15 protein-coding genes and 1 pseudogene are annotated in these 25,075 nt (G+C 44.9%); 2 read left to right on the top strand and 14 right to left on the bottom strand.

The window, feature by feature from the left end; translation table 11 throughout:
• Positions 1–125: 125 nt before the first annotated feature.
• From ACFQ88_RS23025 to ACFQ88_RS23000, 6 genes are all read right to left on the bottom strand, one after another.
• Positions 126–356 carry a DUF2264 domain-containing protein gene (locus ACFQ88_RS23025; protein ID WP_379457148.1) on the bottom strand — a complete coding sequence of 77 codons (231 nt, stop codon included), beginning with the start codon at positions 354–356 and terminating at the stop codon, positions 126–128.
• A 22-nt stretch (positions 357–378) separates the two neighbouring features.
• The gene (locus tag ACFQ88_RS23020; protein ID WP_379457146.1) at positions 379–552 is read right to left on the bottom strand and encodes a hypothetical protein; all 174 of its coding nucleotides are present in this window, start codon (positions 550–552) and stop codon (positions 379–381) included.
• Between the two features lie 127 nt (positions 553–679).
• A complete protein-coding gene (locus ACFQ88_RS23015) occupies positions 680–4,360 on the bottom strand; it encodes an OmpL47-type beta-barrel domain-containing protein (protein WP_379457144.1) in 3,681 nt (1,226 codons plus the stop codon).
• Between the two features lie 944 nt (positions 4,361–5,304).
• Positions 5,305–6,504 carry a glycoside hydrolase family 88 protein gene (locus ACFQ88_RS23010; RefSeq protein WP_379457142.1) on the bottom strand — a complete coding sequence of 400 codons (1,200 nt, stop codon included), beginning with the start codon at positions 6,502–6,504 and terminating at the stop codon, positions 5,305–5,307.
• A gap of 532 nt (positions 6,505–7,036) precedes the next feature.
• The gene (locus tag ACFQ88_RS23005) at positions 7,037–8,215 is read right to left on the bottom strand and encodes a DUF2264 domain-containing protein (protein WP_379457139.1); all 1,179 of its coding nucleotides are present in this window, start codon (positions 8,213–8,215) and stop codon (positions 7,037–7,039) included.
• Between the two features lie 191 nt (positions 8,216–8,406).
• Positions 8,407–9,513, bottom strand: coding sequence for a glycosyltransferase WbsX family protein (locus ACFQ88_RS23000; protein WP_379457137.1), 1,107 nt, complete (start codon positions 9,511–9,513; stop codon positions 8,407–8,409).
• A 1,422-nt stretch (positions 9,514–10,935) separates the two neighbouring features.
• On the opposite strand from ACFQ88_RS23000, the pseudogene ACFQ88_RS22990 reads away from it, so the two are divergent.
• Positions 10,936–11,124, top strand: a pseudogene (locus tag ACFQ88_RS22990) (spore germination protein); the annotation flags it as partial.
• Between the two features lie 247 nt (positions 11,125–11,371).
• Positions 11,372–11,476 carry a hypothetical protein gene (locus ACFQ88_RS22985; protein ID WP_379457943.1) on the top strand — a complete coding sequence of 35 codons (105 nt, stop codon included), beginning with the start codon at positions 11,372–11,374 and terminating at the stop codon, positions 11,474–11,476.
• A 328-nt stretch (positions 11,477–11,804) separates the two neighbouring features.
• Here ACFQ88_RS22985 and ACFQ88_RS22980 read toward each other — a convergent pair whose 3' ends face one another.
• The 8 genes from ACFQ88_RS22980 to ACFQ88_RS22945 all read right to left on the bottom strand — a co-directional run bounded on the left by ACFQ88_RS22980 (position 11,805) and on the right by ACFQ88_RS22945 (position 25,030).
• Positions 11,805–14,495, bottom strand: a complete 2,691-nt coding sequence (locus ACFQ88_RS22980) for an alpha-L-rhamnosidase (RefSeq protein ID WP_379457135.1) — start codon at positions 14,493–14,495, stop codon at positions 11,805–11,807.
• 384 nt (positions 14,496–14,879) lie between these two features.
• Entirely contained in the window at positions 14,880–15,701 is an 822-nt protein-coding gene (locus ACFQ88_RS22975; protein WP_379457133.1) for a carbohydrate ABC transporter permease, read from the bottom strand.
• Positions 15,701–16,579 (bottom strand): carbohydrate ABC transporter permease, encoded by an 879-nt coding sequence (locus tag ACFQ88_RS22970; RefSeq protein ID WP_379457131.1) that lies wholly within the window; start codon positions 16,577–16,579, stop codon positions 15,701–15,703. The genes ACFQ88_RS22975 and ACFQ88_RS22970 overlap by 1 nt, the downstream gene beginning before the upstream one ends.
• 71 nt (positions 16,580–16,650) lie before the next feature.
• Positions 16,651–17,982 carry an ABC transporter substrate-binding protein gene (locus ACFQ88_RS22965; RefSeq protein ID WP_379457129.1) on the bottom strand — a complete coding sequence of 444 codons (1,332 nt, stop codon included), beginning with the start codon at positions 17,980–17,982 and terminating at the stop codon, positions 16,651–16,653.
• Between the two features lie 96 nt (positions 17,983–18,078).
• Complete coding sequence (locus ACFQ88_RS22960; RefSeq protein WP_379457127.1) at positions 18,079–19,617, bottom strand: response regulator transcription factor; 1,539 nt, start codon at positions 19,615–19,617, stop codon at positions 18,079–18,081.
• A 2-nt stretch (positions 19,618–19,619) separates the two neighbouring features.
• Positions 19,620–21,356, bottom strand: coding sequence for a sensor histidine kinase (locus ACFQ88_RS22955; protein ID WP_379457125.1), 1,737 nt, complete (start codon positions 21,354–21,356; stop codon positions 19,620–19,622).
• 1,911 nt (positions 21,357–23,267) lie between these two features.
• A complete protein-coding gene (locus ACFQ88_RS22950) occupies positions 23,268–23,600 on the bottom strand; it encodes a hypothetical protein (RefSeq protein WP_379457123.1) in 333 nt (110 codons plus the stop codon).
• 284 nt (positions 23,601–23,884) lie between these two features.
• Positions 23,885–25,030, bottom strand: a complete 1,146-nt coding sequence (locus ACFQ88_RS22945) for a glycoside hydrolase family 88 protein (RefSeq protein ID WP_379457121.1) — start codon at positions 25,028–25,030, stop codon at positions 23,885–23,887.
• Between the last annotated feature and the right edge of the window lie 45 nt (positions 25,031–25,075).

Below are 25,075 nucleotides of genomic sequence, written 5' to 3'. Positions count from 1 at the left end.
CAGCAAATACGCCGGCTCAACCATCCGGAATTTATCCAGCAACTGCGGATTCAGTGCGCCAAACATCTGCTGTGGAAAACCAGGGGGATTGCGACTACTCGCCCCGCTTACGGCAGCTCTTATCGTTAGCGAAACAACCGGCTGAAGTAATGAAGATTGTCATAGCCCGTTCTCGACCTGGTAGCCTTCAAGCAGCGTTCATCAAGTTTGCCAAGCAGCTCCTTCGGCGCCCGGATCATGGCGTGAGACAGGAACGCAGTGTCGACAACAGGCTGATAACCTTGCGTAAAATTCATAAAGTCCGGCGACGATTGATCAGTAGTGGCATCAATAGCTTCTCTCGACAAACGCGCCAACTCGCTGTGGCATTCCTCTTCATCACCAGATAATCTTGTCAGCTCCAGTCAAGGCCGCCATTCCAGCCAGCAACCGTCCGAGCGCCTCCAGGTGTGTGTACTCGCCTCGATCGTCCGTTTTGCTTTGAACGGGCATCCTCTCCTTCAACTTGCATTCGGCTAACGTCTCCAGCACCGGCTTGCCAATCCGCAGCATCCACTCCAGCCATTACTCTCGATTCGTTGTTGTATGATCCGTGCGTATTACCTCCAACCGATTTTACCAATACCCGGTTTATTTGAGAGAGAAGAACGGGTCATATGCTTCCTTACTGGTTACTTGTCTAATTTCCAATTAGGGCATTAGCATCTCTGAGCAAGTAGTTCGCCGCTTCCGCCTTAATGTGCTTACCGCTCTGCGCTTCTACTTCGTTCTTGAATGCTATGAGGCTCCCTTGATCCAGCTTCATTTTCAAGCTGTCTGCTATGCCGCCGTTATCGATCAGGACGCTGCCTTCAAATCGCGCGACCAGTTCCTTCAAGGCGTCGATACTTGTGAAGGTTTTGAATGAAACCGTCTTGACGCTTGCGTTGCCTGCCACATCAACTGCAGTTACCGTAAACGTATGCCTGCCGAGCGACAGCGTATAGAGCGGGATCGTCGTGCCGGCTTGGAACTCGTACGTATCCAGTGTGACGGTTGTCTTGCTGCTGACGATACCGGATAGGTTATCGCCGAGACTGAAGAAAGGCGCGATATCTCCGGCGTTGCTTAGCGAGCTGTTATCCGCCAATCCGCTCACGGCAATGGACGGCGCTATCGCATCCAGATTGAAGCTAACCGTTTTTGCTATCTCCACGTTCCCAGCCTTGTCCGTTGAGCGATAGCTCACTATAAACTTACCGTCTTGATTAAACTTGACAGGGTTCGTATATGGTTGCCACGTCGTACCGCCATCCAAACTGTACTCCGTTTTCGCCCCCCCGGACGAATCGTCGGTTGCCGTGAGCGAGACCGTAACGGGATGGACGTACCAGCCGTTCGAGCCGTCCGGTTGCTTCGGGGTCAAAGCGGCCGCCGTTGTTGGCGGAGTCAGATCGGGACGCAAAACCGACTGAATGGCATCGAGCCTGCTTGTATCCGGCTTACCGTCAGCTCCAAGAGTGGGTATGATCCATCCCCCTTCATCATTCTCATTCCAGGCATACATTAGAACCGCATTCGGAAAGCTTGACAAACGATGGCTGTCATTCCAGTCCAATGCGTTTTTAAGATTTTCCGCGATTTCTTGTGGGGTTGCGGTTTGAGCCCATTGATTTTCCCCATATGAGGTCCATACCGGCGTATCGATACGCGGCCTAGGATCCCAGCCGGTAGTTACCGTCGGGATCACCTGCGCTCCATAATCCGCAAGCAAATTCCAGTTCGTTTGGTCATTTTGGATAAGAGTTGAATATGGTGAACCATTGGCTCCAAAATTTGTATACTGGCTTAGCGCATCGCCTTGCATCTGACGCATAATTTTGGCATTGGTCCCCATAATCACAATATAGGGCTCTGCAGTGCCTTGTTTACGAGCCTCCGACCGCAACTCATCAACATATCGTTTGTTAGTATTCCAAACATACACGAGAGGCCTATCGTTCAGAACTTTCTGGTAATTGGACGTCTTAAACTGAGACACAAGCCACGGGTAATTTTCAAATGCGTAGCCGGACGCTCCGAGAATAGCCGTCCATTTTACATCATTCTTATAGGCACTGGATAAGTATAGATCCCTTGCCGTTGGAGATTCGTACATGACGAATGCCCAGTAGTCAATACCTGCTTTTTTGGCATACTGGATCTCCTGATCCATAATTTCCTGCGTATACTGGGGAATATAAGCTTGATTCGTACCCGTGACAGAAGCATACCAAGGCAGACGGAAATGATATTTTTCAGGTGAAAGCGTCTTTTGTGTTTGGGATCCAATGTCCGAAGGATTGTCTGTACCTCCCCACATATCCCACCGAATTGCCCCTACAGCAGTCTTGCTTTGTCTCTGATCAATCGTTTGGGGAATTGGATCAGGTACAACGTTATTGTCGACAAATTGTCCGCCTGTGCTATAGACCTCGAGTTCCACAATTCGTGCTACATTCTCTCCGCCGTTCTGGCCATGCTGCTGAATATTACCTTCCGTCACATATACACGAAGTTTCGAAGCTGTGACAGGATTGAATGAATGTGATTTGCGTTCTGCATTATTACCGGTTACTGTCGGAAAGGCTTCGATCCACTGACTACCGTCCCAATATTGAATCGTATACTCACGTTGCTCATAGCTTGAGGGCGTATAAAATTCTACCCTCTGGAAAGTAGTCATAGTTCCCAGATCAATTTCTACCCACTGAGGTCCGTTGGATACATCCGCCGCCCAGTGCTTCCAGCCCGATGTCACTTTGTTGCCGTCATTTATGTAGGACGCATTGTATCCCGTCTGTACACTAGAAGCAATTACGCTCTTGCCTAATGCTAAATTAGGGTCGAGATAAACACCAATCTCCACCAATCGTGCTATGTTATCCGAATCACCTTTGGTCACACTCACGCGAATTTTAGAAGAGATTAACGGTTCAAAGACATAAGTGTTATGATCGGCAGCATTCCCCGTCACTCCTGGGAATATGTTAAGCCATCCAGTTGATGTCCAGTATTGTATTTGATAATCTTGCAGCTCTTTGCCGTGGCTCGTATAAAACTCAATACGATTAAATTTCACACTGTTTTGTAAATCAACGGTAACCCATTGTGAGCTTTGCGAAACGTCCGCTGCCCATTCATGTCCATTTATATTGCTTATGTCACCATCTGTTAGATAAGAGGTACTAAACGAACTGTCTAATGTATTTGAAGCGGTTACTCCCTTATTTGCAGCAAGATTGACACTTGAGTCCCCAAGATAAGGAGGTAACGGTGTCGCGCGATCTGTATTTACCAAACTGAAATCGTCAACGTATATATCTGATAGACAATCTTTCCCCCCTGTCCCGGTCTGTACATACATCTGTGCAGAACTTAATAATCCGACCCAAGAGAGATTCAGGCTCCCCTCTAATTTAGTATAATTCTGGTCGTTGATAGCAATCCGACTCGTACTAACATAATGATCCGAACCGTCGTTATATTTGATAACAACCATTGGGCTGCAAGAACCGCTTGCTAATGGCGTTGCAAGCTTAGCATACGCACTTAACTTGTAATTCCCAGGTCCATAGCTATTTAATACATCGCCGACATTTTGATATGCTGTACCCCAGTCCTGACTTCGGTTCGAAATCTTTAGAGCAGATGCTCCTGAATTCGCATTTAAACTATCAACCGTCAATGTCGCAAACTGCCCATTCCAACTTGACACCCCACTTTCAAAGCCTGTATTGACTACTAGTTCAGGAGATTGATTAATTGGAGTTGAGCGATCAGTATTTACAAGGCTGAAATCATCAACATATAAATCTGAAAGACATTCTTTTCCACCTGCTCCGGTTTGAACATACATCTGTGCAGACTTCAACGTTCCACTCCAAGAGAGATTCAAGCTCCCCTCCAATTTGACAAAGTTCTGATCGTTTATGGCTACACGGCTCGTACTGGCATAGTGATCCGCCCCATCGTTATATTTGATTACAATCATCGGGCTACATGAACCACTTGCTAGCGGTGCTGCGAGTTTCACATAAGCGCTTAGTTTGTAGTTCCCAGCCCCGTAGCTTCTTAGCCCCTCACCCACATTTTGCATGGCTGTACTCCAATCCTGGCTTCTGTTCGAAATTTTCAATGCAGAATCGCCAGAATTAAAATTTGAAGTGTCAATTGTTAATGTCGCCAATTGCCCACTCCAACTTGCAATGCCGTTCTCAAATCCCCGGTTCACAATCAATTCAGGTGATTGTGTTGCAGCTGATGCCATCAATCCGTTGGTCGTGTATAAAATATTAACCAACACAAAAAGTAAAACTACTATTTTTTTTAACATTTTCATAGCTTCCTCCTTATTTTTGATGTTGGTTTTCTCCTTCAGGAAATCCAGAACTCCCCAGACTCAGGCATGCCCTCTTTTTAATGTTTCTTCACATTACCCCCTAAACGTTAGAAATCGCTTACATTCATAATCATAAAATATTTTGAAGTTACTACAATTGTTGCAGTTTACTTCATATATGCTAGATTCGACTTTTTTAAAAAATTATTCAGAAAAAACATTATCCCTAAAACTAAGTTCGAACTCATGTAATAATTCAACTTGTTAGAGACAAGAGAACGCTTATTCACATAAATGGCGAATAAGCGTGATTCTGGTAGTCAGAAAGTCTGCATGAAAAGTACTTGTTACCCTTTTTCAGATCCCACCACTAACCCCTTTAGCATGTCTCCGCTGCGTGAAGACAAACAGGACAAGCAGAGGAATCATCGCTAGCAAGTGCAAAAACGGGACCATAATTGTGCCAGCCGTGTACAGAAAAATCGGGAATTGTACACGTGTTACGAGATGCAAGGATGCCGGCCGTAAATAAAAGAAACACGAAACGAAACAATCTGCCGTGACGAGCAAGCGTGTACCCAGCCATGGAAGCCAACAGGATCGTCATTCCAAGGTTACCGACTGTAACAAATCAGAATTAGCCAAGCTGATGAAAAATTTTGCATTGACTGCTTTACTGTAATAGTCGAGATACAAACAATCTGGAAACACCAGAGGCTTGTAAAAAATGCCTGGAGGCTTGACCGACATTTGTAATAAATAGTGAATTGGAAATAGAACAAGAGTCCCACAAGAATAAGAATAGTTTCGGTTAATAGAGGCTTGTTTGCGTTCTAAGGGATGACTCCCCGTCAGTACCGATTGAAATATGGATGAAAAAAGAATCGGCAGGCAGGAGGCCATCCTTTACTTGCACTAGCATTCATTAATGGTATATCAGTTAATTAAAACCAAGGCAACTCCACTGAACTGTTACTTAGCCGCAGTAGAGCTTCGTAAAAAAAGTAATCGCCGTAGATCAACGGCTGATCGGTTCCGTATCCGTATTCTCCGGTGGCTTCCTCCCGGCTTCCCTTGAAGTATGACGGTCCGACGCAGCCGTGCAAGAGGAAAGCATTCGGCTCCAGCGAATCGGGGGCGAGGTGCGCGTCGATTAATCGGCTTACAGTTGCCCTTGCTAGTTGCAGCAGATCGCTTCGCTCCGGCAGCCAGTTGAAGAGTTCCAATAATCCGCAGGCAGCGATAGCCATCGCTGATGTATCAATCGGTAGTCGTTCCGTTCGCGGTGCGGCGAAATCCCAAGGCGCGTCGCCGTCCGGCAACAGGGAACGCTTCCAATATTCCGCACAGCGTAGTGCCGTTGCAAGCATCTTCTCGTCTGATGAATGGCGGTAATCCAAGGCAAATCCGTACAATGCCCATGCCTGTCCACGGCTCCAGCAAGAATCGTCCGCATAGCCTTGTGCGGTTTTTCCTCCCTTCGGATCTCCCGTGGCAGGATCAAATTGAAAGGTGTGATAAGTCGATCCATCCTTCCGGACGATATTTCGCATAAGCGTATTGGCATGACGGGAGGCGAACTCAGCGTACCGCGCCTCTCCCGTATGACGGGAAGCCCAATACAGAAGTGGGAGATTCATCAGACTGTCAATAATTGCTTTCCCCTTCTTAAGCTCTCGAAATTCCGGCGTGTCGTGCTCCCAATCGTTCCAAGCCCGGATAAACGCTCCACGTTCCTGAAACCGGGCCGCAAGAGCATCCGCCGCCCGCAGGCCGATTTTCCCCGATACCGACGACCCCGTCAACCGGAAATGAAACACTGCCGTCAAATGAAAAATAAAGCCTACGTCATGATCAAGTCCAAGATAGCCATTTCTCGCATTGACCACTGGATCGTTCGCTACCCTCTCTTCTAAAAATGGAACGTACTTTTCAAACTCCTGCATGTAAAAATCCTCTTTCTTGCAGACATTTGCAAGAAGAAGCAAACCAGGCCAGAATCCGTCGGTCCAGTGCCCGCCCGTCTGGCATTCGTAGCACCCCTCCCTATTCGCAACCGCATTAGGGATGCAGCCGGCATATTTGCTGCAATTGTTCTTGATTCGTTCGCTTAGCGAGTTTATTAGGTTTTGTTCATTTCTCATTCGATTTCCTCCTTTTTTATGGCAATACAGTATATGGCTGAATCCCTTTAACTACTCTTCTCTCAACCCGTGCAAATCCATGCTGAGCGTGCGCCGGGATGGACAAAAGCTCCGTTCTAATGGATGCGATATCGCGTCGAGCCAATCAGACAAAGCAGGCATCTGCCATTTCCTAGGTAATGAAACTCAGCCGTGAACAGCTTAAACGTTCATTTCTTTTTCCAAGCCGTTAATCCATACCTCTCTTGTTTCTTTGAATACCATTTAATTGCGATTCTACGAGCAAGCTAATAAATAGATACCAATAGTCGATACTCCCTGGGCGGCAGACCCTCTCGCTTGCGAAACAACCTGTTGAAGTAAAGCAAGGCGCGTCCCGCCCCTCAGATTTCTACACTTTCACTTTTCAAGGGCTCTTCCTACAACGATTTAGCCAATTGCATGGCTACCGTTTCCCCATGCCGGGAACGATATAAACGTTGTGACGTTCCGGCGCACATCATGATAATCTGCCATTGCCAGTCTTCACGGTTCATACGTAAATCGACTTATCGGCCGGGAGGTTGACGCCCGACCACGCCTTCTTGGACGTCCAATCGGCCTCGCCCATCCAGAACGGATCGTTCGCCTGCAGACCGAGTGGCAGAAACACCGTGCAGCATAGGTACAGGCTGCCGGTTGAAATGTATACTTCACCGAGGTCCGGCTGATGGCCGCAAAGACCGATCGTCAGCCAGCCATTCGCGTCAAACGTACCCGGCTGCTCCATTGTCCGGCGGATGACGGCACTGAGCGCCCCGCGCACCTGCGCCGGCTCGACGCCGAATGGCAAATCGCGGCGCAGCGCCATCTGCGCCAGGTGCTGGAACGCTCCGAACCGGTACACGATGGACCGGCCGATCGGCGGGAACGTTCCCTCCGGCGAAATGAGCCGCTCCTGCACCTCGGCAAATCGGACAGCCCGATTACGTAGCGGCTCGGCGAGGCTGGCCCAATCCGACTCCTCCCCGCTTACAGCCTCCACGATATCCAACATCATCGGCTGAATGACGAAGCTGTTATAATAATCCCAGTGGAAATCTGGTCCGTCGCCGTAAACGCCGTCACCCTTGTACCACTGCTGATGCTGCTTGAGAGCATAATCGATCCGCATACGATCCCAATCCGGTTCGCCCAACTGGCGCAGCGCCGTTTCGATCATGGCGGAGAACAACAGCCAGTTGCATGCAGCGGGCTTTCGAGTACGCGTCGCTTTTAGCGAGGCGACAAGCTGTCTGCGTACACGGGGCTCCAGCTTCTCCCCGAGCTCGATCGGTGCCCTCAGCACGGCATGTGCCAAAAAAGCCGCGTCGACAAGCGGCTGAAGCCCCACCGAAAAATTGCAAGCGTCCGGCGAAGCAGGGTCCGTCCCCGCATCGATAGCGGTTCGAGCCATATCGGCGAAGCGTTCCCGAAGACGTCCTTCTTCCCCGTCCCTCGGACCAGATTCCAGCCACGAAGCGAGGCCAGCCAATGTCCGGCCAAGCGCCTCTAAATTCATATAAGGCAGCCGATCCGGCTCCCCATGCCGGGAAAGAAGAGTTTCGTCCCTTTTCACCGCGACCGGCATAGTCGCTTTCAGTTGCCGCTCGGATAGCGCCTTTAAGACGGGACCGGCGATGCGTTCCATTGTTTGAAGCCAGTACAACCTGTCATTGCTTGATAGTGTCATTTATCTTGAACCCCTTTCGAATTGTAATCGTTCGCAAATCAAAATAGAAACCTTTCTGATTATGCAGCAAAACGCTTGCTACGACCTTCCATTGAACCGCTTACCACAGATACAAATCGTTACATTTGGGTTCAGTGGCGGGTCATGGTTGAGTACTTTCAATCGATGTATCTAGTACCCCATTCCCTTACTCACTTAAACACCTTTTTCAAAGCTTCCAAATAGCCGTATCCGTACAGGTTGTCTGGTTGCAGATAACTTGTCTCTGTCCATTCGTTCCAGCTGTTCACCGTAATAAGAGGCGGCTGGGCCGGATGGGCATCCACATACTCCTTAGCTTTTTCAAAGGCTGCTTGCACTTTCTCAGGCGTATTGTTCTTTACAATCCCTGGTCTAAATTCCTTATATCTTGGATTGTTATCCCAGCCTACGGAGACATGGGGAAAGTAGGGGATAGAATAAGTCTGTTCTATTCGAGTCCATTCTTTTACCACGTCGGTCATAATTTCTTCGTAGTCCCTGTCGATATCGGTAAAGTGAACATACTGATAATGTGACATACTATCAAAGCCTAGAAGTTGAACCAATTCGTTGGAGGTAACCGTTATTCCGTCATCTACGCCGCTTAAATTATAGTTCATTTCTCCCCACATGGTCATCTGCAGGTGAAGTCCTGGCAATCCAGCTCTCACTACTTCTGCTCTGAACCATTCGAATGCATCTTTTGTAGCAGCAGCCCCCCCTAAGCCTTTCATCAGACTGGCAAGGTCGTAGATCATGAATACGGGTTTCCCGTCGATGGTGTAATACGAAGGATGATGAAAGTATTTTTCAATCAGTCTTTTCGCCAATTTTTCAAATTCGTTACGGTCTACTGCAGCATCCCAAATCAGGGCATCCTTTATATGGGAAAGACGAATATCCCACGTGTAGTTCACATTATGGTTAGCCCACATCAGATAAAACTTTACTCTGTCATTATTTTTTGCTTTCAGATAACCGTCATTCAGGCAGTTTTCAAGAAAAGGATGTTTATCATACCAGTACCAGTCATAAATAAATACATTTACGCCATGATCTGCCGCAGCATTAATCTGCATTTCCATGACATACGGGTCTGCTTCATTGACATACCCCCATAAAGGCTTTCTCGGCCAATTGTGACCTTCAAACTTTGCAACCGAATTTTTGACGGATTGCCATTCTCCAATTCCCTCCGGCCAAAACATCCTTGATCTTTTGTCCTCACCTGTATAGGCAGGCCAAATATAAGCGGCAACATCATATTTTTTAGTCATCCACAATCGCTCCTTTTTAGATGCATATATTAAATTGATAAGTCTCAGGGAATATTTAGGATCAATGTAGCTCTTAAGATGAGATTATCCACCAGTAAAACTCATCTTGTGTAATCCCTAAATATTTTCTTTTCCTTATATATTCCTAGTTCCCGAACACATTGCGGATCGTTTCCAAATATCCATACCATTGTTGATAACCGTCTCCAAAAAACTGCCTTCGGTCCATTCGTTCCACTCATTATTGTTATAGATTTCGTTTCATTCCTTCCTTCCTCCAAAAATTGCTTGACGGCGCGAAGCGTCTTCTCAAACTCCTTTGGCGTATTCCCTTCTAGAATTTCTGAGTACGGATACCCGAGCAGATCATAGGCACTGGATTAAACTGTCCGCGGACTCGGATCCCACCCCATCGTCACATTGAGAAAATAGCTATGTCACTCCTCCAGAAAATTCTTTTTTGAGACTCTATGCAAAAGTATAGCAACCTTAGCAAAGCGATTACATTGCACCGTTTAAGATTAATTCTCCTAATAAAATGAATATAGAAGTACAATAGGATCTGGAGGTGATGCACGATGTCATATTTTACTTTTTTGGGCGCTTCGCTCTTTGAAGTCAAGTATGCGGGCGCGGTCCGGATTTTTATCGCCCACATTCCAATCCTTTTAAAGAACTAATCATGGTGACGGACAGCCCGATTCATATGGAAACCGGCGGGTAACCCCTGATTTTAAACGCAGGGGAATGTTTGCTGCTTAAACCGTGGAGGAACATGCCGGTTGGTATAAATCGTCTGAAATTGAACGGCTTTGGGGGGTCCAATTCCATGCCGAGCCCACTTTTCGACATTATTCTACATGGAACGAATTCGTCTCCGAACTAAAAACACTCCATGTTTATCCCGAGCAATTACCAACCACAGTCGCTTGCGAGGGAAAGGTCTTGATCGTCCCGCGGCGCTTTGCGCCTGTGCAACGTTTCGATTTGCTTCAAAATTTCGAACAGCCGAACCAGCTCAATTCCCAATCCGTTATTCCACCATCGTTTATTACATATCGCAAACTGCTATCCTTGCTGCATGAAACTACACGACAGAGTGTATTACCGGCTTTATTGAAGCTCACCTTGAACGCAAATAAAATATATAGGTCAAATATTCAGCAAATACGCAGGCTTAACTATCCGGAATTATATCCAGCAGTTGCGAATTCAAAGCGCAAAGTACCTGCTGCTGGAGAGCCTGCCGGATATCCGAAATATTGCGGAACAGGTCGGATACGACGATCCGCTGTATTTCAGCAAAATATTCAAAAAATTCGAGGGTATATCACCTACCTAGTATCGGATGCGATAGGAAGCAATAAGTACTCTAAACTCCCTTTTTACCAGTTGCTCCATGGGTTGAAGTTCAAAGAAAACATGACAATCAACTCCATAGTAGAAATTCTTCCGGTCACGAATATCACAAAAATCCTCATTTTTCGGATGCTGTCCATGAGATATTACATGGCGCTAATCCTAATAGATGGTGAGAGTCAGGGAATTTCCTTGGGCCTGGCCAAATGGAAGTACCGTGGAATTGAAGAGCCTCAGGCTGAATCGGTTATTCGATGGCCCCGAGAAGGTTTCACAGAAATGCTGACCGTGAATACGGCTCTTTTACTTAAAAGTCTCTTGCTTACAATAACAGTAGGACGATATTCTAGACTGAATCCGGAGAGGGGTTATATCGTAGAACTCATCGAAGATCACCCATTCTCTCCTTTTCCTCAAACATTAATAACAGAACTGCATTCGTTGGCTGCGCTTTCTATTCGTAACGATCGCCTAAGTTGCTCCATCCGCCTACTTTGCTATTCTGACCTATCATCAGGAGATACTCCCCACCACATTAGCGTTAAGCATAACCAAATCCCGTGAAGAAATTTCTTTCCCCGCCCATGACGGCGCTCAGATATAGCCCTCCCAAACTGACTATGCGAAAGCGGTCTCGAAAATAGTCAAGACCTGTGCGGATTGCTTCCACGCTTCCGAAATTTTTCACCAGCAGCACCAGCTGGTAAAAGGAAACGTACAAACCTTCTTCATTCATTCAATAGCATGGATGACCAAAATATTCAATATTCAGCAGGTACGCGGCACAACCATCCGGAATTATACCCAGTAGCTACGGTTTCATCGTTCCAAACATTTGCTCTTGCTAAAAAATCAGCACAACATTTAGTTATCCGGCGTTCTTCAGCTAGCAGATAGTATTTAAATAAGATAACTCTTTCTCAGCTTCTACTTTAAGTTACTCCTGTCACCAGAAAAGTGTAGAAACCTGATCCGATCTCGAGCAACAAGGCCCCGTCTATTTCAGTAACTGCCAAGATACCCAACTCACCATTTACCACTTGTTTTCCATTCAACACTGTCGTTTCAAGGTTTGCACCGCGTAGTATAGCTTTTGCTGTTGTATTTACCGGTACTTGGAAAAGATAAGTGACGGTGCCGTTCTCCTCTTTATGCCATTCACTACGAATAGTTCCATAAACAGATTCATAAGTAGCCCTCGCGTAATTCATATTCGAATCTGGGCGGGGATGGAATAAAATTCGTTTGTACCCTGGCTCTGAGAAATCCTGATCAAGCCCAGCCACCGTGCGATAAAGCCAGTCACCGACTGCACCATAAGCATAATGGTTATAAGAATTCATATCGTCGTTCCAGAAAGAACCATCAGGCTTAATCCCATCCCAGTGCTCCCAGATTGTTGTAGCACCTTGCCGGACTGAATACAGCCAAGATGGATATTCCTCCTGTTGTAAGAGCTTAACGGCGAGATCATGGTAACCAGTCTCTGTCAAGACTTGACACAAATATGGTGTGCCAACAAACCCTGTCGTCAAATGATTTCCCTCCTCCACTACATATTCAGCTAGTGTCCGTGCCAATCGCTCTCGTACAGATCCGTCTACAAGATTAAATATAAGCGGCAGCACATGTCCTGTTTGAGTATGAGCAGCTAGCCGCCCCCTTGGGGTAATGAACTCCCTCGAAAACGCACTGACAATCTGCTCATACAAATTACCATACGACACAACATCTTCTGTCCGTCCTAGTATTTCTGCTGTTTTTACAAATAGTTTCGTCGAATAAGCATAAAAGCAGGTAGCAATTAAATCATTAGGTGTAGCCCCGAAATAGCTTCCTTCCTTCGCGTCAAGGCCCAGCCAATCTCCAAAGTGAAAGCCAGTATTCCATAGGTGCTCATCCAAACCTTGCCGGCGGATGTAATCAACCCAACTTCTCATACTTTCATACTGCTCCTCCAATACGCGTTTATCGGCATAAACCATATAGATAACCCACGGGCAAATAACTGCCGCATCTCCCCAAGCTGCAGATGCGAAAGATTCGTCATTGAGAACGTTCGGAACAACAAAAGGTACAGCACCATCCTCACGCTGGTCCACTTTGAGATCATGAAGCCATTTCCTAAAGAAAAGGGCAACATCATAGTTAAACGCTGCCGTTCTGATAAATACATGTGCGTCCCCGGTCCATCCAAGCCTTTCATCGCGCTGTGGACAATCCGTCGGTACATCGAGGAAATTACCACGCTGTCCCCATACGATATTGCTCTGTAATTGGTTAACTAATGGGTGTGAACATTCAAATTCACCTGATGGCAACATATCCGAATGTATGACATGCCCGGTGAAACTATCGAGGGTAAATGGCACCGTTTCCGGCCATCCGGTAACTCGGACATATCGAAATCCCTGAAAAGTGAAACTTGGCTCCCAGATTTCCCCGCCACCTCGGCAGACATACTCAACAGTCTGCTTCGCATTTCGAAGGTTGCCGATATAAAAGTTCCCTTTCGCATCTAGTACCTCTGCGTGCTCCAACTTCAGTGAAGTACCTCTCGGTAGGTCAAGGTTCAACTGCACCCGCCCAACCATATTTTGGCCCATATCGATTACCTTGTCCCCATCTGGAGTTGCAATAACCGAGCTTGGCTCAAGTTTCTGAATGATTCTAACCGGTTCATTCTCCTGCATTATCAAGCCGCTCTTTGAAAAAGGAAGCACTTCTACCGTCGACCAGTCCTCGGCCGCATAGTCACTGCAACTCCAACCGAGCTTTTCCAATCGGGCATCATATCTTTCACCATGGTATATTTCAGACATTAGCACTGGCCCAGTTGACGCTCGCCAGGAAGAGTCTGTCACGATCAATGCTTTTGTACCGTTCTCATATACAATATGAATCTGGCAGATCAGAGCTCTTCGGTTACCGTAATGGTGATGTTTGTTCTCCCACGCTAAATATCCCATGTACCATCCATTAGCCAAAGAGGCCCCGAGAACGTTCACTCCGCCTACGGTCAATTCCTCTGTTATATCGTAAGACTGAACTTGCAATCGGTACTTGTAGCTGGTCCAACCTGGCGTATATACCATATCACCGACTCGTTTTCCGTTTAGTTCAAGCTCATACAAGCCTAGACTTGTGGCATAAATAGTCGCCTGCTTAATCGCGGCTTCAACCTGAAACTCCTTGCGCAGTAAGAAAATCTCCTCGGCATCAGATCTTATTGATACTCCATTCGGTGTAATCCATTCTGCCTCCCAATCTGTAATATTAAGCAAGCCGGTCTGAAAATGCGCGATATCGCTCCAATCCGTTAGGCGCCCATAATTATCCCATGCTCGGACACGATAATAGTAATGCCGGTCGGATTGAAGCTGGGCACCATCGTATTCCACTAGAATTGATTGACTAGACTGGGTCTGACCCGTATCCCAAAGCCATGGTCCATTACTCAGTGTATCTGGCGAATCCGCCAATTGAATATGATATGCCGTCTGAAGGACATGAGGCCGGTCAGATTGTAACTTCCAGCTAAAGCGTGGCCTCTCTGTACCTAACCCAATAGGATTATCCTGATATTCACAGCGTAAATGTACCATTTTAAAATCAGTATTCATTTCCTTAGAACCCCCTTGGCTAAAAAAATTACCTCTAAGAACTTCTAGCTTACTCGTAATGTACCCACATATCACTAGTTTTCTTTTATTCAAAGTAACTCTATTAGAATTTACAACTACCAACTTTTTTACCTGTGGAGAGCAATTCTGAATTCCTTCAGACGAGTTCCCAGTAAAAATCGGTGTAAAGGGAGATCATTGATGTACATAACGTCAATCTAGAACTTCCTCCAAAGCCCCTTCATGGGTCCTCTGGTGACAAATAAAAGAAGAGAAACAGGAAGACTCATATAATAACCCAAATATAGTAGATCACGCTTATTCATCATATAGACAAATAAGCGTGATTACATTGATTGAAAGTCAGCTGCTTGTGTAATCTTGCTAGCCTTTTACGGACCCCACTACTAACCCTTTTAGCATATATCGCTGCGTGAAGACAAACAGGACAAGCAATGGAATCATGGCTAGAACGCAAAGTGCAAATACAGGGCCTAAATTAACTGATTGCTGGTTGTACATAAACTGAACGATCATTGGCATTAATGTCATTTTCTCTGGTGAGTTTAGAAAAATAAGCGGTGTCACAAAGTCGTTCCATATACCGAATACATTCGTAAGAATGAATGTGCCTGTCGCCGGTAGTAACAAAGGAAAGATGATCGTCCAGTACATTCTGAAGGAACCGCATCCATCCATGCTTGAAGATTCCTCTAACTCTCGCGGAATTGATTTCGTGAACGCTGAGTATAAAAACGTAGCCAAAGGAATGTGCCCAGCCGTGTATAGTATAACAAGAATGGTGCGAGTATTTCCGAGATGTAAGGAATTCACTAATTTAAACAAGGGAATAAGTGATCCGACGGTAGGGATAATCATGCCCGTCATGAACAAAAGGAACACGAAGCGGAATAATCTCCCATTCCGCCGGGCAAGTGTGTATCCTGCCATGGAAGCTAAAAGGATGGTCAAGCCAAGTCCGCCGACCGTAACAAATGCTGAATTAGCTAAGCTGCGAAAAAATTCAACATTAAGCGCTTGACTGTAGTAGTCGAGATATAAACGATCCGGCAACACCAAGGGCTTGTAAAAAATACCCGGTTGCTTGACAGACATTAGGAGTAGATAGAGAACCGGAAATAAGAATAGGATTCCTACAATGATTAGTACAAATTCGGTAAATAAGGATGCCTGTTTGCGTTCCATCAGAGTTCCACCTCACGTTTTCGGGTAATCGATAACTGAACGAGAGCGACAATCATGATGGCAACTGCAAGCACAATACCGCCTGCTGTGGCGTATCCAAAATTATTTTCCTTAAAAGCGGCATTATAGACAGCAAGGAAAAGTGTATAGGAAGAAGTTCCTGGACCGCCATTTGTCAAAATGTACGGTAAATCGAACAACTTCAACGCTCCAACAACCGTGAGGAACATTACAATCGTCACCGTAGGCATCAGCATTGGTAGCGTAATATTCCAAAATAAAGTAATGCCTCTTGCACCGTCAAGTTCTGCAGCCTCGTACATATCCATTGGAATCGATTGTAAACCTGCTAAATAGATGATTGCGCAGAACCCTATTGACTGCCATTGCGTAAGTAGGATAATTGTCGGAAAAGATGTCTTGATCGTACCAAGCCAATCTACAGCCCAGGTTTCGAGTCCAATACGATTTAAAATTTCGTTAAAGAAACCATCTTGCTGTAATAATTGTCCCCACACAACGGAGGAAACGACAAGGCTAATAATGACAGGGAGATAAATCGCTGTGCGTATAAATGCACCCGTCCGGAATTTCTTATTGATCAGCACCGCAACTAGCAATGCAAGAGGGTTCTGTACAAGGACTCCAAAGATGGCCATCTTAAGTGAATTTTCCAAACCATTCGTCATGTGTGGATCACTAAACAGGTTTATATAATTGGTCAAACCGATGAATTCCGGGCTGCCGCTTCCATTCCAAAGTGTAAACGAATAATAGATGCTCTGAAGGAACGGATAAAAGAAAAAGAGTAGGAATACGGCCAGCGCCGGTACTAGAAACAGTACGCCTGTCCAGTATTGCCTGCGTTCGAAATTCATGGTAGCGGCTCCTTTCTATAGATGAAACGCGTCCAGCCTAGAATGCCAGGATGCGAATTACCGTCAATCTATTATTCAGGCAGTAATACGGTCGCTTTATCTCTATCCAATGCATCCTTCGCAGGCTTTAAATCAGAAGCATTGAATGGTGCGCCGGATACGACCTTTGTTGTCAGATCGGCCAATGCGCTCATCGCACTTGCGGGAATAAAATCATCCACTCTGTAAGGGTAAGAGGATTTATCAACATAACTTTTCATTTCGTCCATTGCCGGATCGTCGAACTTAACTTGAATATCCTTGATGTAAGACAGTGAACCTTCACCAGCAAGCCATGGTGCCAGAATGTCTTGCGTTGTAATCAAATTGATTAACGCTTTAGATTCTTCAACAAGCTTTGTCTTAGAGTTGATTGCAAGACTTGCATTGGTACCAAGTGGAATAGCGCTTTTCCCTTTTTCATCCATAAGTGGGAAATATCCAATCTTGAACGATTTGAAGCCTCCCTTTTTAATATTATCCTTGTTTGTCCCTGGCATCCATGGCCCCTGAATAATCATCGCTGCGTCGCCGGATGCAAATAATTGTCCTGATGCAGGCCAGTCGATGCTAAGAGCGTTCTTATTGAAATATCCCGATTCTTTGAATTTCTGAACATTTTTATATACTGTTTGAAATGCTGGGTCGTCCAATTTAATTTCACCATTATATAACTTCTTGCCAAATTGAGGGTCGTTAGCGAAACCGTATGATTCTAGCCACAATGACAAGAACATGGTTACTGTCCAATTATCTTTGAATCCGAGGGCAATTGGTGTTTTACCTGCCGCTTTCAACTTCTCACAAACATCAATAAATTCCTGGAGCGTAGTCGGTGCCTTCAATCCGAGTTCATTAAACAGGTCCGCATTGTACCATACACCCCCATTTGGGGTACTTCCCAGTGGAGCACCGTATAATTTTCCGTCATAGTATACTGCCGGATTCTTTTTTCCGACGTCAGTCAAGCGGTTTACCCAAGGCTCATTGGAAACATCCATAAAATTCCCGGCCTTAAACCAATCTTTCTTTTGAAAAAAAACAACATCCGGAGCAGAGTCGGATGCGAACTGTGCTTTCAACTTGTCAAAGTAAGATGAGCCAAGGGTAGTGTCCCATTGAATTTTTGCATTTGGATAGAGTTTTTTGTAACCCTCTTCGATCGACTTTTTAAATTCCTGTTGGTAAGGACGGTTGTCAATAAACCAAGATCCCACACGGATTGTAAATTCCTTGTCTTTTGCAGCATCTCCACTCTTTGATGATTCTCCCACAGCACCTTTTGAACTCTCATTTCCACATGCTGCAAGTACAAGCATTGCCCCAAGTGCGACAAGCAACGGTGTCATAAGCTTTTTCTTCAATCCAGTACACCCCTTCTTAATTTGCTAATTACTTTCAATCATTATGTTAGCTTGTTTACATAGATTGTTCGATGGCTGAGTTTTGGTTTTTCTTTTTTACAATTTACCTCCCTCCAAACGCTTGTATTCGCTTGGTGTGTAGCCTGTAGTCTTCTTAAAGAGGATGCTGAAATGCGCTGAATCCTTGAAGCCGACTGCATACGCAATTTCGTAAGCCTTTAAGTCTTCTTTTAATAACTTAACTTTAGCAGCCTCTATGCGACATTCCCACAAAATGTCCGTAAAGTTCTTACCCATTTCTTTTTTGATCAAACGGCTCAAATACGAATAATTCACATTTAGCCTTTTCGCTACTATTTGCAGTGTTAGTTCGGACATGTACTCACTGTCAATGATCTGCATGGTTTCTGCAACAATTCGCTTAGGCGATTGTGATAAAAGGCGACGAATTTCTTTTGATTTATCAAGCAAATACCGTTCCAGCGCTTTCATCATATCGGTCAGGATTAAACTGGATAGCATGAATTCCCGAATTTCAACCGCTGCTCGAGCATCCGGCTCGATGCCGAATTCAAGAAGTACATCCTCTGAACGTTCAATCATTCCGATACAAAAATGCTGAATATCTTTCCGACTCGCACCAACAGACAACATGCGATGATAGACACCTGAAATAGAATCACGAATGCCATTCGTTTCACCAGTTCGCAAGAGATCGGCTACTCTGTTAACTGACAGAAGTGATTCCTTCTCCTTCTCGCTAACAATCATCTCGATTGCATCGAAGGCAAGCACAGACTTTTTACCTAGCAGCATCCGGTAATCCATGCATACGCCGGTTTGTCTAATCGCTTCCGGAAGCTCACAATAGGATGCCATTGTCCGACTGATACCGACAGATACACTCAAACTTTCCTGCGTCTCACATGCTTCGATCATTAGTTTAGCGAGTGCAATGATTTGAGAATTATCCGTTTCCAAATACTCCTTACACGGCAACAGCGCGTAAACTCCGCTGGATGCTTCTGACATCCATGCCGTCATTCCCTCACTTTTCGTAACAGCCTCAAGTGCCTTTCGAACTTGCTTCAGCGCAAATGGATTCCGCGAATGTTGCAAACCGTATACATGATCCAGTTCTGTATAAAGCAAAACAAATTCCCTATCATTCATCCCGCGGCACTGAAGCCACTCGATTTTTTGTTCCGATGAAATCATTTCGTCCCCCATTATGGTAAAAAATGAATCCCTCTCTACCCACTCCTCGCGTTCTTTATCCCGCTGCTTTTCCACCGCGCGTATGATGTCCTCTGGCAGAAACGGCTTGGTAATAAAATCAGAGGCGCCAAGGCGAACGGCTTGTCTTGCATACTCAAATTCATGATATGCAGTTAAGAAAATAATCGGCAAATAAGGACGTGTTGAGCGGATCACCTCAGCCAGCGCAATACCGTCCATTACCGGCATTCGAATGTCTGTCAGCAATAAATCGGGGTTGGTTCTCTCAATCATTCCCAACGCCTCTTCCCCATTAGCAGCTGTCCCGACAACCGTACACCCTGCCTGCTCCCATTGCGATAATCCCGCCAAATAATCACGGATTTCAGACTCGTCGTCTACAATAAGTATGCGCATATTTATTCCTCTCCTGTCTGTTCCCATAGTTGGATCGGTATCTGTAGCTTTACGGTCACAATTCCTTTTGCATCACAGGTGAGTGTGGTTCCGTATTCATTGCCAAAGTAATGGTGAATCCTCATATTGACATTATCCAAACCTGAACCTAATCCTTTCTTATGCGGATTACCGGTACTGCGGCCACGGTTCGACTCAGTCATCGGAGCTGGGTTTCGAATTTCTATCACAAGCGAATAGTTTTCTTCTTTTGCTTCGATCTCTATACTGCCGCCATCATTTAAGCGGTCGATGCCGTGGATGACGGCATTCTCAACGAGAGGCTGCAGTAGTAGCTTTGGCATCGCAACCTTACGCAGCATTTCAGGGAGAACAAGATTAAAATGCATCCGATCTCCGAAGCGGTACTTATGAATTTGCAAATACTTTTCTGCGAAAGCAAATTCCGTTTCCAGCGATACAAACTTCCCCCCGGGCATTATAGAGAACCTGAAAATGCTCGATAGTTTGTGAACAATATCTGGTATATACCAGGCTTTATTGGGGTTTTGCGACATAATGCTTATATATTCTAGCGTGTTATAAAGAAAGTGAGGATTAATGTACATGCGGATCGATTTTAATTCAGCTTCTCTTGCAACAAGCTCGCTTTTATAGTTCTTCTCTATCAAGTCTTTTGTCCTCAGTACGAGTCGGTTATAGCCATAACATAATATAGCAATCTCATCCCTTGTTCCAATATCCTGAATGAGTTGATATTCTTCCTTCTCCGCCTGACGCATCAACCTTGTAAGATGTTGGATTGGATCGGTAACGCGTTTAAGTATGAAATAAGTTACAAAGAGAACGGTTAGCCACGCGAAAAGTGTTAGCGCAGCAGAAAAAAACGCTTGTTTTTCAACAATTTTATCTGTGCCAGGTGTCGCTAACCAAATATAATGGTAATCTGCGTGCTGCGATTTCTGCTGTATTTTCAGCTGCGTTTTTGACTTCCTCACATCCAGTACATTTCCGATTTCCATTGGATTTGAAGCAGAGAGAATAATGTTATTTGAACTAGTTATATAAAAAGTGTCTGATTCAAAACTGGTATACATGGTTTGCAGGCTGGAGGGGTGTAGCGTGACAACAAGTTGACCAAGTAGCTTATTGGTCTCGAATACCTTATCAGTCCCGTAAATTTTCATATCACACGCCATCCGCTTATCGTCAGTGAAAAATGCCCATTCCGGCACTCTATTTAACTCAAAGGGCAGCAAGCGAAATGCAGAAGCATATTGCAATGGCCGGCTCCCGTCAATACTAATAACCTGATCGTCTGGCGTGACTAAATACATGTTGTCCACTAAAGGACCAACAGTTCGCCTTAGTTCTACCAGTTCCACTTGCAGTGTATCCTTTACACTCTGCAATAAGTGAAACCGATAATCATCATTAATCGCACTAGCGTCAGTTAGCGGATACAACTTTAAATAAGATTGGATTGTATCTCGCTCACCAACTTCTATCATCCGCTTCTTAATAGTTAGAAGCTGCGCATCCATCGCTGTTGCCGCCTTGCCGAGAGTCTGCTGAGCATCTTCTGTTGCTTTCTTGCCAATCAATTGGCTAGAACGATAATAGAAGGTTGTGCTGACGACAATCAGAGGAACTAACGTGAGCAGTGAGTAAATGATAAGCATTTTGTAGAAAAGCTTTGAACGGATCGAATTAAGAATATGTGAAATAAAATTATCCATGCCTCAGTCTCCTCACAATAGATGATAAAATGACTGGTCAAAAGTTTGTCTACTGTATGTTGTACTACATTTTAACCCCCGGTACCATCTTCTTAAATTTAGGCGCTCACGCATTAACGAATCGAAAAATTACAAATGTTTCCGGCAGCATGTTACTCATATAAACGATAGTTACTGGAAATAATAAAACCAGATTGCAAAAGCAAAACCTTGAAGGTTTTGAATGCCATCTGGGGGTTCTCTTGATCTACATCCTCATAAAATATTGCTTATTTAAATTTGTACTGATTTAATTTGGTTATAATTTATATTTCTATATTTTATCCTAATTACAAAGAAATTAATTGGTAACCCGAACATAATCGACATTCATTGTTACACTTGAACTTCCTGCAGGATCCATCGGATCAATTTTCAAACGTTTAACGAACCCATCCAAAAAACGATAGAGGACATATCTACGATGTATTCTGTGTAGTTGCTGTTAGGAATTATGTGAAAACTGACCGATTTCGTTTGATCTCTCAACGTGTTTTCCTTTTCGCTGAGAACTCCTGATAACATGAAAGATAAACATAGAAACAATAAAATAATCTTCACGGTTTACACTCTCCTCAGCACAGCACTATGGATAAAGTAAAAAGTCCTTATCCCTTACGAAATACTTTAAGATAACCATATCATATATCGTGCGCTCATATCTCTCCTCTAGTCTGATTCCATACATTTATATTAACAAGGATAGAGCTTAGCTTTAGGTTACATTTATGCATAACGCCGTTAACCCGTACACATGGTTTAATACTAAATACCTCAATCTTTAAGAATAAAAACCAATTATATCGGATAGTACTTCCATATCTAGCGGGTTAGTCGGAATCATCTTCGGGGAACAGGTACGTTGGAATGACAGGAATAAATTAAAAAGAGGGTTTATGATAATTAAGTAAAGTCGAATATCAGGAGCAATTCGGCTAACTCTGTTCGTTTTTGCATTCACCCATTCACATTTGTTGTATTATTGTCTTAAGAAGAAGATATCGCTTTCAAACTATAAGGGGAATGTTTATATTTTACCTTTTCTTTGCTTCAATCGCCCAAAGCTCAACACTGACTCTCTCTAAATAAATTGAGCTACTTCCATCCATGAGGGATCCCCCTATAGTTGAGAGTCCCTTACGAAAATGTCGGAAACTTCGTTGACCAAAACAAGCGGCCGTTCCCATCATATGGACATCCGCTGTTTACTAGAAGAATTTAAGCGCTAATTGCGGTGGTAGGATCTCCAACGATCAAGAGCGATCACGTTCTTCAATTTTGTTTCGATCAAGCTCAGCTTTATGATGCTTTTTAATCTCATCAACATAATAAAGCTTTATAGTATAACGACAAGAAACTAACCCATTAGCGACAAGAAAATCCCAGTAATCATAAAAGCCGTTTTTTTTGGACAAGAAAGTGCCAAGTTTCTGTTATGTCGACAAAGCCCCGGGTAAAACAGCCGTAATCGCCGTTTTGTTCAGCATAAATAAACGAGAAGTCAACCAGCTCGTTTATCTGCCGAAATATATTATCCTTGGGAACAAGCAAATTCTACAGTTCAATATACGGGTTAAGATAAGCTTTTAGTTGCTGGTGAATCACTGTACTCACCTGCTCCCCTAGGATGCTTTAATTATACAGAGAAAAGGCAAAGTTTCCTCAAATTTCTTGAGTAACTGTGCCTTTTTTACATCACAGGAATTTTTTCAGTGGTCTCGGCATTAGCCGGTGGGCGTTTAGTTGTCTCTTTGGCTGGCTTTGATCTCTTGAATGGTTGTATTGGTCTATGATCCTACTACTATTCGGGGCATCGCCGTTTACGGGATAGATCGACTCAAGATACAAGTGCAAATTGGTTAGCGAATCTTTTCATAGAAAAGTTCTTTTTAACCAATGATGGGCTATTTCTGGCCAAAGCGCGACCCCTTCGTCTGGTTGCGATTCTGGAAACTGTTTAAAGGCTTGCCTAAAGACCTCCTTAAAGCTCATACCTTCAGGAATAGGGCCATACTTGTTATACGGAGCCGGTAGTTCTTGCTGTTGATCGACCAAGTACTGCAACGTATAATCACCACCATAACCTCTCGAAGCCCACTCATTGTTGGCCAGCGACATTCCATGAGGACCTTTAGTAAACACATGAAGTTCAAAGGATACCCCACGTTCTTTGCATGCATTTGCAAAGAGAGTGCTGTTTTTCAACGGGCGCTTCTCTATCGGTTGCGGTGCCATAAAAAAACCGGAGGAGTATGTAGGGTTACGTGTTTTTCCAGAGACATATACGCTAATTCTTCTTCCGTTGCATCTGCTCCTAAAAGTGTCAGCATAAGGTGTAAACGTCGGTGCATAGAAACCCTCTCCACGAGTGCCGCTGACGATGAGAGCAAACTGATAGTGAAAGCGTGAAGATATATTCATCTTAACTCAGTTTAACTTAAGGGAGTGAAACCTGTTGTACCTTAGCATCGTTACTTTCTTTTAGCGGATCATGCCGATAATTTCAAAAGCTCTTTCAGTTTGCAAATTGCTTCAATAAAGTAATAATCCCCATACACCAAAGCGCCGTTCCTCACTTCAGACCGATGTTTGGGATTGCTTAGATGGAATGCTGACGTCCCGTTCGTCAAGAACGCTTCATCGGAATTGTCCCAAATAGCGCAGCTCGCATCAAGCGCTTTGATAATCGATAATGCACCTTGTAAATAAAGTGACTTCTCGGCTTCCGGCACCGCTTTCGCGATTTCAATCAGTCCGCAGGCCGTGATCGCTCCCGCACTGCTGTCCAACAAATCGGAATCAGCTGGCTGGCGGTAATCGCAAAGCGGAACATAGCCGGTTTGTGACAAGCATGTCAATGCATAATGAGCAACTCGCTTCGCCGCGTCGAGATACTCGGTTTTACCCGTCCAGTGATAGGACTGAGCAAATCCGTATACCGCCCAGCTTTGGCCACGCGACCAGGAAGAGCCGCTTTCATAGCCTTGTCCGCGTGGAATGTCGAGAATTTCCCCGTTGTTTTCATCGAATACGACAATGTGATTCACCGACCCGTCGGCTCTGATGAAGTCTTTCATCGTCTTGTCGGCGTGCATCATGCCTATATACTTGAACCGATCATCCTTGCACTGAACGCTAGCCCAATAAAGCAGAGGCACGTTCATCATACAATCGATAATCGCCCATCCTGCATAGTCTCCGTTCCAGGCGCGGATGAAGCCTCCAGCCATATTGAATCGGGAAGACAAAACGCTTGCCGCCAACATGGCGCGACTTCTGGCTTCCTTATCGCCGGTGAGTTCATAATTTAAGACACTGGAAAGCAGCCACATAAAGCCGACGTCATGGTGCAATTCGTCGTAATCATGAAGCACTGCATCCATTTTTTTCTCAATGCTTTGCGCGTATTGCTTGTAAGATTCTATGCCAGTTTCCTTAAAAAGCAACCATAAGGTCCCCGTCCAAAACGTATTCGTCCACCAGGAAGCGTTATCCTGCCAATCGTCGTATACGCCGTTCACGGTCGTAAATGGCATACCGTCTTTGATGCGATTGGCTATCGTTTCCGCCTTTTTCTCTATATTATCCCAAACCCCTGATATAAACGACTCATGATTCTGCAGCAATGCTTGCATGATCTCTCCTCCATTCAATAGAACCTTTGATTGACGCTTTCAGTA

This window comes from Paenibacillus sp. NPDC056579, assembly GCF_042793215.1.
Taxonomy (GTDB): Bacteria; Bacillota; Bacilli; order Paenibacillales; family NBRC-103111; genus Paenibacillus_S.
The sequence above is the reverse complement of the archived record's forward strand: the minus strand, read 5'-3'. Positions and strand labels throughout refer to the sequence as shown.

Coding starts and splice junctions, on each gene's coding strand:
- ACFQ88_RS22970 (WP_379457131.1), bottom strand. CDS start 16,579: ATGAATTTCGAACGCAGGCAATACTGGACAGGCGTACTGTTTCTAGTA.
- ACFQ88_RS23020 (WP_379457146.1), bottom strand. CDS start 552: ATGCTGCGGATTGGCAAGCCGGTGCTGGAGACGTTAGCCGAATGCAAG.
- ACFQ88_RS23005 (WP_379457139.1), bottom strand. CDS start 8,215: ATGACACTATCAAGCAATGACAGGTTGTACTGGCTTCAAACAATGGAA.
- ACFQ88_RS22960 (WP_379457127.1), bottom strand. CDS start 19,617: ATGCGCATACTTATTGTAGACGACGAGTCTGAAATCCGTGATTATTTG.
- ACFQ88_RS22955 (WP_379457125.1), bottom strand. CDS start 21,356: ATGGATAATTTTATTTCACATATTCTTAATTCGATCCGTTCAAAGCTT.
- ACFQ88_RS22975 (WP_379457133.1), bottom strand. CDS start 15,701: ATGGAACGCAAACAGGCATCCTTATTTACCGAATTTGTACTAATCATT.
- ACFQ88_RS23000 (WP_379457137.1), bottom strand. CDS start 9,513: ATGACTAAAAAATATGATGTTGCCGCTTATATTTGGCCTGCCTATACA.
- ACFQ88_RS23015 (WP_379457144.1), bottom strand. CDS start 4,360: ATGAAAATGTTAAAAAAAATAGTAGTTTTACTTTTTGTGTTGGTTAAT.
- ACFQ88_RS22980 (WP_379457135.1), bottom strand. CDS start 14,495: ATGAATACTGATTTTAAAATGGTACATTTACGCTGTGAATATCAGGAT.
- ACFQ88_RS22945 (WP_379457121.1), bottom strand. CDS start 25,030: ATGCAAGCATTGCTGCAGAATCATGAGTCGTTTATATCAGGGGTTTGG.
- ACFQ88_RS23010 (WP_379457142.1), bottom strand. CDS start 6,504: ATGAGAAATGAACAAAACCTAATAAACTCGCTAAGCGAACGAATCAAG.